A 12709-nucleotide genomic window follows, 5' to 3' on the forward strand; every position below is an offset into this window, starting at 1 on the left:
GATTAGAGACCTTTCTTGCCAGTAATGGCTTTGATTGCGATGGGCATGGCAGCCAGTGCGCAGAGGCCAAGGATTGGAAACAGGATGTGCGGTTCGAAGATGATCCCAAGGTTCGGGGTCTCACCGCGGTCAAAGACTTCCGACAGACCTGCGCCCACAGATGTATAAACCAGTGAGCCGGGGATGATCCCCACAAAGGTCGAGATCACAAAGCGGCGCAGCGGGACCTCTAGGAACGCAGGGATCAGGTTTGCAATAAAGAACGGAACCGCAGGCACCAACCGGATCAAGAACAGCATCGACCATTGGTTTTCATCGATGCCATCTTTGATCTTTTTGACGGGGCCTTCACTGGCTTCTATTTTTGCGCCAAGTTTCGCGCCAAAACCGGTTCGAGCGGCCAAAAAGATCGCCGTCGCCCCTAACGTGGCCCCCGTGATGTTAAACAAGACGCCAGGGAAGGTCGCAAACAAGAAGCCCCCGGTTAAGGTGGCGATCGCTGCCCCTGGGAGGGAGAAGGCAACAATCACCACATAGACCGCGATAAAGGCAAGGGCCGTCATCAGGTAATTGGCGTCTCGAAAGGCAATCAAAGCTTCGCGATTGTCCCGCAAGGCGTCAAAGCTGAGGTAATCCCTGAGCGTAAACGCCCCAACCACAGCCACGCAAAGGATTATGATTAAAGGCAATTTCTGCATCGCCGCACTTTTGGGGGTTTCGGTCATATCGCTCATCGCTCTGGGTCCATCTATCTAAACTTGACCCTACATGCCTGCAACTGCCCCCGTCTGGATACCCCGATCACGCCCCCTTGATGTTTGGTGAGGCTTTGTTTCAGTATTAGGGCCGTTCCCCGCCTTGGCTGCAACAATTCATCGGATTGAAAGCGTATTTTGTTGCAGAAAATCTGGGTTTGACGAATTGACTTATAGCCACCCCCCCTCTATCAGCAGGGCTTCGAATGACATTGGTGCTCGAATCTATCCGGTTCGCACCACCTTAACGGAGAGACTGGGCGATGAAACGCACCTATCAGCCAAGCAACCTTGTTCGCAAACGGCGTCACGGTTTCCGCTCGCGCATGGCCACCAAGGCTGGCCGCAAGATCCTGAACGCACGTCGTGCCAAAGGACGTAAGTCGCTGAGCGCATAAAGGACGCGGGACCCATGCAAGTGTCCCCGCCTGATACATCTGATCAAACCGCCGAAGCCTTACCGCTTGCGGCGGTTTTGTCGTGTCCACAGGTCTTGACCAAGCGGCGCGATTTCATCGCAGCCTCCAAAGCGCGACGTCAGGGCACCAAAGGGTTAATGCTGCAGGGGCGCGCACGAGGTGATGATGACCCTCAGATCCGCGTTGGCTTTACCTGTTCCAAAAAGGTTGGCAATGCCGTCGCGCGTAATCGTGCCAAGCGGCGTTTGCGCGCCATTGCGTTTGAAATTTTGCCCCGCGAGGCACAATCGGGCTGGGATTATGTCCTCATCGGTCGGCATCAGGCCACCGCCCAGCGCGACTTTACCGATCTAAAGTCTGATCTGTCCTATGCTCTGACCAAAGTTCACGGATGAGCCCGCTTGCCCATATCGCGGCTCTGCCTGTGCGGGCCTATCGTCTGGTGTTTTCCCCTTGGGTCGGACACAATTGCCGATATCAGCCCACCTGCTCAGCTTACGCGTTGGAGGCTCTGGAAAAACACGGCGGGATCAAGGGCAGCTACCTCGCGGCCCGACGCATCGCACGATGCCACCCTCTGGGCAAAAGCGGATATGACCCTGTCCCAGACAACGATTAGCGTTTCTCGAAGGTGATAATCACCTGACCAATATCCACGCCATACCGTTTCATGTAGGCGATGTTCAGCAACCGGTCCTCGCTAAGTTGCCACATCCAATCATCAAACCGAACGCGCATTGTGCCATCGGGCACCGGCAGATCAATAAGATACTGCCAATTGAAGGTATCACCACGCTCAACCCCTGTTGCAACGCCGATAACTCCCGGCGCGGTCCCTTCCCAGCTATCCGGGCCCGTTTTTTGCAGATTCCAGATGCGCTGCTCCGTTGTTCCATCCGCATAGGCAAAATCTTCGACCAAGGTCAGGGTCTTACCGTCCCACGTGCCTTGGATCGCGACTTCAAAGCGACGGCGCACGGTACCGAAAACATCCTGAAACTGCCCGTAGGCAATCAGATCGCCAACGAAAAACTCCTCCAGTGCAAACTGTCGTTGGGACAACACATCATCTGTGGGGTTGGGCTTACCGGTGCAGGCGGCAAGCCCCAGAAAGGCCACAAAAAGCAAAACACGCATATCTAAATCCTTTATGAGGATACGGCACGCGGTCGATTTTGGATGCAATATCACGTAGGCTTTGGCATAGGGACAGCATGCTTGATGACCTGAACGATATTCACCCGCTGTTCCACAACGCACCACGCACCACCGAGTTCAAGAAGCTGCGCAAACGGATTGTGCGCATGGCACGCGAAGCCATCGATCAATACGGCATGATCCAGCGTGACGCGAAATGGCTGGTCTGTTTGTCCGGTGGCAAGGACAGCTACACGCTGCTTGCGGTACTTTACGAATTGAAGTGGCGCGGTTTACTGCCTGTAGAACTGCTCGCATGTAATTTAGACCAAGGGCAGCCGAATTTTCCAGCAACTGTCCTGCCAGAGTTTTTGGAAAAAATGCAGGTTCCGCACCGGATTGAATACCAAGATACATATTCCATCGTGATGGATAAAATCCCGGCAGGACGCACGTTTTGTGCACTCTGTTCGCGTCTGCGACGCGGGAATCTCTATAGAATTGCCCGCGAGGAAGGGTGTAGTGCGGTCGTTTTAGGCCATCACCGCGACGATATCCTCGAGACCTTCTTAATGAACCTTTTTCATGGGGGTCGTCTTGCGACAATGCCGCCCAAACTGGTGAATGAGGAGGGGGATTTGCTGTTGTTGCGCCCGTTGGCGCATGTGGCAGAGGCCGATTGCGAAAAATTCTCAACCGCTATGAATTACCCCATAATTCCTTGTGATTTATGCGGCTCGCAAGATGGCCTGCAGCGGCAACAGGTCAAACAGATTTTGGATGGTTGGGAAGCCAATCACCCAGGTCGTCGTCAGGTGATGTTTCGGGCACTGATGAACGCGCGTCCATCCCATTTGCTGGATCCCAAACTGTTTGATTTCGCGGGCTTAATGGCCGGTTCGTCAGAAACAGATTAAAATTTGAGGCAAAAGGTCAGTCCGCATTAACGGGCCTGTCAGAGATGCGGATTATCCCTTCCCCATGACTTGATCTGAGTTCTGGAAGGATGGCCTCTATGGCAGATATGGGGAAATTTTCAGTATCCCGCGTGCCCACCGCTATTGTCGATGGTTTTAAATCACCCGGCGCGCCTGCCTTTATACCTGCTATTAGCCTTGCCGGCTATTGGTTGTTTGGAGAGGCTGGACTGCTTGTCGCAGCACTTTTACTGCCTGCCCTTTACTGTTTTGGGGTCACTTTCAGCAATTATTCACCGCCCACCCATTCGTTTTATGGAAAGAACGCGTTGCATTTGCGCGATACGTTGATCGCTACACTGGAAACCGCACTGAAGGACTGTGTTGGTAACGGGCGCAAAACGGCCTGTTTTGTTATTGAACTGGATGATTACGGCACGCTGTCCAAACGCTTGGCAGCCCGCGAACAGGATGCATTGATGCGCAAGTGTGGCGAACGTTTACGCTCTACATTGCGGGATATGGATGTCATTGCCCGCTTGGATGGCGCTGTGTTCTCGGTTGCCTTGGCCCCAGCGCATCGGTTGGATCTGGAAAGCGCTATCCAATTGGCTGGCCGCCTTCAATCTGTGTTGGAAGAACCCATTTTGATGGACACAGCCACCTATCACGTCACAGCGTCAATTGGGTTTGCTTTGCCCGAGGCCCTGAAAAAGAAAACCGGCCAGAATCTGTTGGATTCGGCGGAATTGGCTTTGGGTCAGGCGCGTGGGATTGGACAGGGCACGATCCGCGCCTTTTCCCCTGACATGCTAGAGACAAAAATCAGCAAACATGCCTTACAGGATCGCGTTGCAGAAGCTTTGGAAAGTGGCCAGATCACTGCATGGTTCCAACCGCAGGTTTGCACAAATACTGGCAGAATATCAGGTTTCGAGGCCTTAGCCCGGTGGATCCACCCGCAAAAGGGAACAATCCCTCCGTCAGATTTTTTACCCGCTTTGGAAACGGCAGGCTTACTTGAACGATTGGGCGAAGTGATCTTGTTCGACGCGTTGTCTGCTCTTCGAAAGTGGGATGCAGAGGGACTAGATGTCCCCACGGTGGGGATTAATTTTTGCACCCCTGAGTTATGCAATCCAAAGTTAGTCGAAAAAATCAAATGGGAACTTGATCGCTACGAGCTTGCACCAGAAAGACTGACAGTTGAGGTGCTTGAAACCGTTGTCTCACAATCCGAGAACGACATGATCTCGCGCAACATTGAGGGATTGGCAGAGTTGGGATGCGCGATTGATCTAGATGACTTCGGTACGGGACATGCCTCGATTTCAAATATAAGACGGTTCGCAGTGGGCAGGATCAAGATTGACCGCTCGTTCGTCACACGTATTGACGAAGATCCTAAACAGCAAAAGATGGTGGCAGCGATTTTGACCATGGCCGAACAGCTGGAATTGGACACGCTTGCAGAAGGCGTCGAAACCGTCGGTGAACATACGCTTTTGGCGCAATTGGGCTGCGGTCATATCCAAGGTTTTGGATTGGCGCGCCCAATGCCGTTTGAAGATAGTTTGGCCTGGATCCAAGCCCATACCGCGAAAATTGCCCAGCCACCGGAAATTAGCCAAGGTTTCAAATAAAAAAAGGCAGATGCGGCTATCTGCACACTGCTTGGATCCCGTTTCCTACTTGACCTTTTGGGCGTGGCTCTGTTGAACCTGTTCAACATGTTTTGCAATCTGGATTGGCTGGTATGACCGACGAAAATAGGAACCTTATCTTGGCATGCGCCTTGAGCCTGCTGGTGATTATCGCTTGGCCATTTTTGTTTCCACCCGCAGAACCACCGTTGACACCGGAAACGCCCCAGACCCAGGCGCAGTCGGAAACAACAACCGGCCCCGCTGTCGCGCCATCCGTCGAAAACGCAGCCGAGCTATCCACAACAGATGCCTCGCAGGACACTGCTGCCAGTGATGCACCGCGCATCGATATCCAAACCGGTGAATTGTCAGGCTCGATTTCGTTGTTAGGTGGTCGGATTGATGACCTTTTGTTGACCCAGTACCGCGAAACCCAGGAAGAAGGCAGCGAAAACGTCCGTCTGTTAACCCCCGTGGGTCAGGCCAACGCATATTACGCTCTATACGGTTGGGCCCCGGGTGCAGGCCTCGCGCCAACAGATGTACCAGGACCCAATACCCTGTGGGCCCAAAAGGGCTCCGGAAACTTAACACTCGAAAGCCCGGTTACGCTGACGTGGACCAACGACGCAGGCCTAACGTTCGAGCGCGAAATCTCTGTCGACGCCGACTTTATGTTCAACATCCGCCAAACCGTTATTAACAGCGGCAGTGCGTCGGTAACACTTGCCCCTTACGGCGTAATCGCGCGACATGGCGAACCAGATACGATTGGCTTTTTCATCCTGCACGAAGGTGTTGTACGGATGTCCGATGGCCAACTCAAAGAGATTGACTACTCTGACCTACCAGATTTGGACATCAACGAACGCGAACGCGCACGCGCCGACGTAGTTGATGTGGCCGAAGACGGCTGGATTGGCTTCACGGACAAATATTGGATGACGACCCTGATCCCCTCCCCGGGCAGCGCGTTCAAATCGGTTACGAAATACGACACCAGCCGCGACATCTACCAAGTCGAATCCGTCCTTCCAACCAAGACAGTGGCGGCCGGCCAAAGCGCCACTGCAGAAACCCAATTGTTCGCGGGTGCCAAGGAATGGGAGGCCATTCGTGCCTATCAAAACGAAGGCGGCGTGAAGGGCTTTTTGGATAGTATTGACTGGGGTTGGTTCTATTTCTTGACCAAGCCAATTTTTGCAGCGTTGCACTGGCTAAACGCATGGATCGGCAACATGGGCTGGGCGATTATCGCGCTGACCTTAGGGATTAAAGCAATCCTTTTGCCACTGGCCTACAAATCCTATGTCTCGATGGCCAAAATGAAAGAGCTCCAGCCAGAAATGGAGAAGCTTAAGGAAAGCGCAGGCGACGACAAACAAAAGATGCAGCAAGGCATGATGGAGCTTTATAAGAAGAATAAAGTGAACCCAGCGTCGGGCTGCTTGCCGATCTTGCTGCAAATTCCGATCTTTTTCTCGCTCTACAAAGTGATCTTTGTGACCTTGGAATTGCGTCACGCCGCATGGTTTGGCCCCTTCCAAGACTTGTCGGCACCAGATCCAACATCCATGTTAAATCTGTTTGGCCTGCTGCCGTTTGATGGCCCCGAGGTGGGTAGCATCTTGGCCCTGATCTTTATCGGTATTCTGCCGCTGCTGTTGGGTATCTCCATGTGGCTGCAACAAAAGCTGAACCCAGCACCGACAGATGCGACACAAGCCATGATTTTTGCGTGGATGCCTTGGGTGTTTATGTTCATGCTGGGCGGCTTTGCAAGCGGTCTGGTCGTCTACTGGATTGCGAACAACACGATCACCTTTACCCAACAATATCTGATCATGCGCAGCCAAGGCATCAAACCAGACGTCTTTGGCAACATTAAATCCAGCTTTAAACGCAAACCAAAGGCAGATGGGTAATGGCCCAAATCACCAATATCTGGCGACACCCGCTAAAATCGCACGGCCGCGAGAGCCTTCAAACCGTGACCTTGCAGGCGGGCCAGACGATGCCATGGGATCGGAAATGGGCTGTTGCCCATGAGGCTGCGAAAACGGATGGCACCGAATGGGCGCCCTGCGCAAATTTCTCACGCGGCGCAAAGGCCTCGCAGCTGATGGCGATTACATCACAGGTGAATGAGGCGACTGGTGATCTGACCCTCGATCATCCGGACCGCCCGTCGATCACTTTTGATCCTGATGGAGATCCTGACGCATTTCTGGACTGGGTGGCCCCACTTATGCCAGCCGATCGCGCACAGTCGGCAAGAATTGTTCGGGTTGATGGCAGAGGAATGACCGACACGCCATTTGCGTCTGTCAGTCTAAACAGCGTGTCGTCCATGAACGATCTGCAAAGCAGACTAGCGCAGCCTATTGATCAGCGGCGCTGGCGCGGTAACTTTTGGATCAGCGGGACAAAGCCATGGGCCGAGTTCGATTGGATCGGCAAACAAGTCCAAATCGGCAGCGCCATTTTGGATGTATGTGAACCGATTGGTCGCTGCCTTGCCACCGCAGCGAATCCAGACACTGGTGAACGCGACGCCGACACTTTGGGTGTCTTGCAGCAAAACTGGGGCCACAAAAACTTTGGTGTTTACGCTACGGTTGCCCAATCCGGTGTAATTACAATTGGCGACACGGCGCAGGTGCTATGATGCAAATTGCCTTTCCCCTTGCAGACGCCCCTGATCCGGAGGCCCGCGAAGCCGGGCGCAAACTCTTTGCTGGAACCACCGACTTCCTTAAGGGTGTCGTGGCGATGAACGGCCTGCCCGATCCAGACCGGATGGAGGTATGTTTTGCTGGCCGGTCAAACGTTGGCAAATCAACCTTGATCAACGCGTTGACGGGTCGCAAAGGCCTTGCGCGCGCATCCAACACACCTGGCCGCACCCAAGAAATCAACTTTTTCACCGTGGCTGAAAGTCACTATTTGGTCGACCTTCCGGGCTACGGATATGCAAATGCGCCCTTGGCCGTGGTCGAAAAATGGCAGCGCTTGCTCAAGAATTATTTGTCCGGACGCGCCACCTTGCGCCGGGCTTTTGTACTGATCGATGCGCGTCACGGTGTCAAAGACGTAGACGAAGAGATCATGAAATTGCTCGACCGCGCTGCGGTGACGTTCCAATGCGTTTTGACCAAGGCGGACAAAGTAAAACTGCAAGATCGCGAAAAGGTCCTGGACCAAACCCGAAAAGCTTTGTCAAAACACCCGGCCGCGTATCCAGAATTGGTGCTAACCAGCTCAGAAAAAGGGGACGGGATCGAAACGCTGCGGTCGATTATTTACGGTCTGGAATAGCGCCTAGACGTGCTGGCCCGCGTTAACCTCGATTTCGGTGCCCGTGACATAGCTGGATTGATTGGTGCATAGGAACCAGATCACATCCGCCACTTCACTGGGTTGACCCAAGCGACGCAGCGGCAATCCATCAACAATTTTATCTGTCCCCGGCGATAGAATCGAGGTTTCTACCTCACCTGGAGCGATGGCGTTTACGCGAACGCCAAGGGGGCCAAAGTCGTGCGCCATCTCGCGGGTCAGGGCCGCAAGCGCTGCCTTGGATGTGGAATAGGCAGCACCGGCAAAGGGATGCACCCGTGCGCCTGCGATCGAGGTCACATTCACCACGGATCCGCCAGCAGCAGTTAATTCGTCCTTCAGGCCCCGCGCCAACACCACGGATGCAAAGAAGTTCACATGAAACACATGTCCCCAAGTGCGCAAATCTGTGTCCAACGTGTTGAGCCGCGCGCCATCTTCGCCTTTAGGGGAAATGCCCGCGTTGTTAACCAGCGCATCGAGCTTTCCATCAAGGCGTGACCGGATGTCTTCGATCGCTTCAATCGTATTCTTGGGATCGGCCAGATCTATTTGTACGTGATTTTCCGCCCCGCCCCCCCAAGGGCATTCCTCAGGAAACGGATGGCGTGAACAGGTCAGCACCCGCCAGCCTTCGGCATTAAAACGTTGAACTGTGGCGTGCCCGATCCCGCGGCTGGCTCCAGTAAGAAGTAAGTTTTTGCGACGCTCTGCCATGGCAAAATTCCTTGTTACCGATAGCGACACACTAGCAGGCCGCAAGCGATGCGCAACGCCCCCTTGGCACGGAAGGATGCACAGGGTATCTGCGGGGTCAGAGGATCACAGATGAAGAAACAAACTGCTATGCAAAGCGATTGGATCGCCACCGCCGGAACTCTCTCACGCGCCCTGCCCTATATGCAGCGCTATGATGGTGCGACTGTCGTGGTTAAATTTGGCGGTCACGCCATGGGCAGCGACGAGGCGATGGAGAGCTTTGCGCGCGATGTGGTGTTGTTGCAGCAGGTTGGTGTGAACCCTGTGATCGTGCATGGCGGTGGTCCCATGATCAACGAAATGTTGGATCGGTTGGATATCAAATCAGACTTCGTGAACGGCAAACGCGTGACCGATCAGGCCACGGTCGAAGTGGTCGAGATGGTTCTGGCGGGCCGCGTAAACAAACGCATTGTGCAGGCGATAACGGCCCAAGGAGGGCGTGCTGTTGGGCTGTCGGGCAAGGACGGCGGCATGATCAAGTGCACACAGACCAATCCTGATCTGGGCTTTGTTGGGACGCCATCCGAAATTGACCCAAGTCTTTTGCGCACATTGAACGAGGCCAATACGATCCCTGTGATTGCACCTTTAGGATTTGGCGAGGATGGCGAGACCTATAACATCAATGGCGATACCGTTGCCGGTGCTATTGCGGCGGCCCTGACGGCTGACCGGCTGTTGCTATTGACTGATGTGGCGGGCGTAAAGGACGACACGGGCGAAGTTGTTACCGATCTGACAGCCACTCAAATCCGCACGCTGACGACCAATGGTGTGATCGCTGGCGGCATGATCCCCAAGACGGAAACAGCCCTAGCCGCGATTGATGGTGGAGTGCGTGCAGCGGTGATCCTTGACGGGCGTGCGCCCAATGCGATCTTGCTGGAGCTGTTTACCGACCACGGTGCTGGGTCGATCATTCGTGCTGATTGACGCGCTTGTGTTGCAGGGTGGCTTGATCCAGCGGGCTTTGCAGTTACTTTAAACCCATGGAAAACGAAGCCCTTCTCCGCCTATCTGTCTTTATCGGTCTATTTGGCCTCTTTGCCTTGATGGAATGGGCCCTGCCACGGCGCGCACGGCGTACCTCGCAAACCCGGCGTTGGGCCACCAATTGGGCTATTGTGGTGCTGGATACATTGACACTGCGCGTCTTTGCGTTGGTCCTGCCGCTGTTGGCTGTGGGCGCCGCAATTGATGCAGGGGCTAAGGGCTGGGGCCTGCTTAATCAATTTGACTTGCCCTTTGTCGTGAACCTGATCCTGACGATCCTGATCTTTGATTTTGTGATCTGGCTCCAGCATGTGGCCAGCCATAAGATCCCCCTGTTGTGGCGGATCCACCGTGTGCATCACGCCGACCGCGATATGGATGTGACCACAGCGATCCGGTTCCATCCTGTGGAAATTGTCCTATCGATGTTATTGAAAATAGGCTTGGTTTACGCAATCGGGCCTGCGGCTTGGGCCGTTGTGATTTTTGAAGTGATCCTGAACGGATCGGCCATGTTCAATCATGCAAATATCAAACTGCCCTTGGGCTTGGACCGTGCTTTGCGGTTGTTCATGATTACACCAGACATGCACCGCATCCACCATTCGGTGCAGCGCGCGGAACATGACACAAACTACGGCTTTGCCCTATCGTGGTGGGATCGCTTGTTTGGCACTTACACCGTTGAACCAGCAAAGGGCCATGACGCGATGGATGTGGGTCTTCATTGGCAGGACGAGCGCCCGAATAAGCTGGGTTGGTCACTGGCCCTGCCTTTCCGAAAATGAAGTATGACGACCTCCAGCAGGCGGCGGCGGCACTTGATTTGGAGGTCTCAGGTGGCTTTCACCCAACGGGTGAAGATGGCTGTCCGCCGGATACCCAAACACTGATTTTGCTTAGCCCACGCGAGCCGGACTTTTGGGGCAGGGTCACAGCGCAACCCGAGTTTAGAGAGGATGCCAAAGACCCGCTGGATCGATGGTCACAAAGGGTGATTTCACAATTGGCGCTGGCCACTGGGGCTACGGCCCTATTTCCCTTCAGTGGCCCGCCATATCAGCCCTTCATCGCATGGGCCAAACGCAGCGGCCGGGCGTGGGCATCGCCCGTGGGCATTTTGGTCCATGATCAGGCAGGTCTTTTTGCGTCGTATCGGGGGGCGCTGGCGTTGCCCTATCACGTGGAACTCCCTGCACTGCCGGCCTGCCCCTGCGATACCTGTGCAGGCCAACCCTGCCTGAACGCCTGCCCAGTGGATGCCATGGGCGCGCATCCCTACGATGTGCCGATCTGCAAAGACTACCTGCGCCAGCCGGATCAGACCTGTATAACACAGGGCTGCGCGGTGCGCCGCATCTGCCCTGTCAGCCAATCTTATGGCCGCAACCCTGACCAATCGGGCTACCATATGAAAGTGTTCCTCGGATGAAACGATTGATCCTGATGCGGCATGCGAAATCCGATTGGGACCACCCCGATCTAGAGGATCACGAACGGCCTTTGAACGAACGCGGGCAACGCTCGGCCAAGGCTTTGGGCGATTGGCTGCGGGCTAAGGGCTACGTGCCGGATCAGGCGTTGGTGTCCTTTGCCCAACGCACGCTGGAAACCTTTGCACGGCTCAATCTAGATCTGGAAGCAGAGGTGAAGGAACGGCTGTATCTGGCCAGTCCGGACATGATGTATGATCATCTGCTGCAAGCAAAAGGCGACGTTGTTTTGATGATCGCCCACAACCCCGGTTCTGCCTATTTTGCAGATGGGCTGGTGGCTAAGGCCCCGGATCACCCACGATTTGACGATTATCCAACCTGCGCCACTTTGGTGGCCGACTTCGATATCAACCACTGGATTGAGCTGGAACCAAAAACCGGTGTGACAGTGGATTTCACCGTTCCCAGAGACCTACTAAAATAGAAAAAGGCCGCAGCGGATGCTACGGCCTTCTCCTTATTCATACTGGTCTTAATGCCCCAAAATCTGGCTGAGGAACAATTGTGTCCGCTCGGATTGTGGGTTGTTAAAGAACGCTTCAGGCTCGTTTTGTTCCACAATCTGACCTGCATCCATAAAGATCACGCGGTTGGCCACCTGACGGGCAAAGCCCATTTCATGGGTCACACACAGCATGGTCATGCCTTCCTCGGCCAGTTCGATCATGGTGTCGAGCACCTCTTTGATCATCTCTGGATCGAGGGCCGATGTCGGTTCATCGAACAACATAATGCGTGGCTTCATGCACAAGGATCGCGCGATTGCCACACGTTGTTGCTGACCACCGGACAATTGGCCGGGATACTTGTTCGCCTGATCGGGGATTTTCACCTTTTCAAGGAAATGCATCGCAATTTCTTCGGCTTCTTTCTTGGGTGTTTTACGCACCCAGATCGGGGCCAATGTGCAGTTCTCAAGGATCGTCAGATGCGGGAACAAGTTGAAGTGCTGAAAGCACATGCCAACTTCTGAGCGGATCTTGTCGATGTTCTTGAGGTCTGAGGACAACAGCGTGCCGTCCACTTCGATGCTGCCTTTCTGGTGCTCTTCCAATGCGTTGATGCAGCGGATCAGCGTGGATTTACCCGAGCCTGACGGCCCACAGATCACGATGCGCTCGCCTCGGTTCACTGTCAGGTCGATGTCGCGCAGCACGTGAAAAGTGCCATACCATTTATTCATGTTTTGAATAGTGATTGCGATTTCGTCGGATACTTGCATTTGAGCTTCGGCCATATCTAAAG

At 54.3% G+C, this 12709-nt stretch carries 16 protein-coding genes; 12 read left to right on the forward strand and 4 right to left on the reverse strand.

The window, feature by feature from the left end:
- Positions 1–2 precede the first annotated feature (2 nt).
- A complete protein-coding gene (locus tag ACIRQ6_RS14770) occupies positions 3–734 on the reverse strand; it encodes a TVP38/TMEM64 family protein (protein WP_420861366.1) in 732 nt (243 codons plus the stop codon).
- A gap of 284 nt (positions 735–1018) precedes the next feature.
- On the opposite strand from ACIRQ6_RS14770, the gene rpmH reads away from it, so the two are divergent.
- The 3 genes from rpmH to yidD are packed head-to-tail and all read left to right on the forward strand — an operon-like array spanning position 1019 to position 1793.
- On the forward strand, positions 1019–1153 hold the full coding sequence (gene rpmH, locus ACIRQ6_RS14775; RefSeq protein ID WP_170419442.1) for a 50S ribosomal protein L34: 135 nt from the start codon (positions 1019–1021) through the stop codon (positions 1151–1153).
- A gap of 14 nt (positions 1154–1167) precedes the next feature.
- On the forward strand, positions 1168–1569 hold the full coding sequence (gene rnpA / locus ACIRQ6_RS14780) for a ribonuclease P protein component (RefSeq protein ID WP_420861367.1): 402 nt from the start codon (positions 1168–1170) through the stop codon (positions 1567–1569).
- Positions 1566–1793, forward strand: coding sequence for a membrane protein insertion efficiency factor YidD (yidD, locus tag ACIRQ6_RS14785; RefSeq protein WP_420861368.1), 228 nt, complete (start codon positions 1566–1568; stop codon positions 1791–1793). The genes rnpA and yidD overlap by 4 nt, the downstream gene beginning before the upstream one ends.
- Here the strand turns inward: yidD and ACIRQ6_RS14790 are convergent.
- Positions 1790–2311 (reverse strand): DUF3833 domain-containing protein, encoded by a 522-nt coding sequence (locus ACIRQ6_RS14790; RefSeq protein ID WP_420861369.1) that lies wholly within the window; start codon positions 2309–2311, stop codon positions 1790–1792. The two genes, yidD and ACIRQ6_RS14790, sit on opposite strands and share 4 nt — an antisense overlap.
- Positions 2312–2388: 77 nt before the next feature.
- Between ACIRQ6_RS14790 and ttcA the strand changes: the two genes are divergently transcribed.
- The 5 genes from ttcA (at position 2389) to yihA (ending at position 8192) form a co-directional block, all read left to right on the forward strand.
- Entirely contained in the window at positions 2389–3228 is an 840-nt protein-coding gene (ttcA, locus tag ACIRQ6_RS14795) for a tRNA 2-thiocytidine(32) synthetase TtcA (RefSeq protein WP_420861370.1), read from the forward strand.
- A gap of 98 nt (positions 3229–3326) precedes the next feature.
- A complete protein-coding gene (locus tag ACIRQ6_RS14800) occupies positions 3327–4871 on the forward strand; it encodes a putative bifunctional diguanylate cyclase/phosphodiesterase (RefSeq protein WP_420861371.1) in 1545 nt (514 codons plus the stop codon).
- Positions 4872–4984: 113 nt separating this feature from the next.
- Positions 4985–6799: a membrane protein insertase YidC gene (gene yidC, locus ACIRQ6_RS14805; protein WP_420861372.1), complete on the forward strand. Its 1815-nt coding sequence runs from the start codon at positions 4985–4987 to the stop codon at positions 6797–6799.
- Positions 6799–7542 carry an MOSC domain-containing protein gene (locus tag ACIRQ6_RS14810; RefSeq protein WP_420861373.1) on the forward strand — a complete coding sequence of 248 codons (744 nt, stop codon included), beginning with the start codon at positions 6799–6801 and terminating at the stop codon, positions 7540–7542. The genes yidC and ACIRQ6_RS14810 overlap by 1 nt, the downstream gene beginning before the upstream one ends.
- The gene (gene yihA / locus ACIRQ6_RS14815; RefSeq protein WP_420863916.1) at positions 7542–8192 is read left to right on the forward strand and encodes a ribosome biogenesis GTP-binding protein YihA/YsxC; all 651 of its coding nucleotides are present in this window, start codon (positions 7542–7544) and stop codon (positions 8190–8192) included. Before ACIRQ6_RS14810 ends, yihA begins: the two co-directional genes overlap by 1 nt.
- Before the next feature lie 3 nt (positions 8193–8195).
- On the opposite strand, the gene ACIRQ6_RS14820 is transcribed toward yihA, so the two are convergent.
- On the reverse strand, positions 8196–8930 hold the full coding sequence (locus ACIRQ6_RS14820; protein ID WP_420861374.1) for an SDR family oxidoreductase: 735 nt from the start codon (positions 8928–8930) through the stop codon (positions 8196–8198).
- 111 nt (positions 8931–9041) lie between these two features.
- Between ACIRQ6_RS14820 and argB the strand changes: the two genes are divergently transcribed.
- Genes argB through ACIRQ6_RS14840 form a run of 4 tightly spaced genes read left to right on the forward strand, consistent with a single transcriptional unit; the run spans position 9042 to position 11888 of the window.
- Positions 9042–9908: an acetylglutamate kinase gene (argB, locus tag ACIRQ6_RS14825; protein WP_420861375.1), complete on the forward strand. Its 867-nt coding sequence runs from the start codon at positions 9042–9044 to the stop codon at positions 9906–9908.
- A 56-nt stretch (positions 9909–9964) separates the two neighbouring features.
- Positions 9965–10756: a sterol desaturase family protein gene (locus tag ACIRQ6_RS14830; protein WP_420861376.1), complete on the forward strand. Its 792-nt coding sequence runs from the start codon at positions 9965–9967 to the stop codon at positions 10754–10756.
- On the forward strand, positions 10753–11400 hold the full coding sequence (locus tag ACIRQ6_RS14835) for a ferredoxin (protein WP_420861377.1): 648 nt from the start codon (positions 10753–10755) through the stop codon (positions 11398–11400). Before ACIRQ6_RS14830 ends, ACIRQ6_RS14835 begins: the two co-directional genes overlap by 4 nt.
- Entirely contained in the window at positions 11397–11888 is a 492-nt protein-coding gene (locus ACIRQ6_RS14840) for a SixA phosphatase family protein (RefSeq protein ID WP_420861378.1), read from the forward strand. Before ACIRQ6_RS14835 ends, ACIRQ6_RS14840 begins: the two co-directional genes overlap by 4 nt.
- Before the next feature lie 48 nt (positions 11889–11936).
- On the opposite strand, the gene ACIRQ6_RS14845 is transcribed toward ACIRQ6_RS14840, so the two are convergent.
- Positions 11937–12701 (reverse strand): amino acid ABC transporter ATP-binding protein, encoded by a 765-nt coding sequence (locus ACIRQ6_RS14845; RefSeq protein ID WP_420861379.1) that lies wholly within the window; start codon positions 12699–12701, stop codon positions 11937–11939.
- Positions 12702–12709 lie beyond the last annotated feature (8 nt).

This window comes from Algirhabdus cladophorae, assembly GCF_044772865.1.
Classification (GTDB): Bacteria; Pseudomonadota; Alphaproteobacteria; order Rhodobacterales; family Rhodobacteraceae; genus Algirhabdus; species Algirhabdus cladophorae.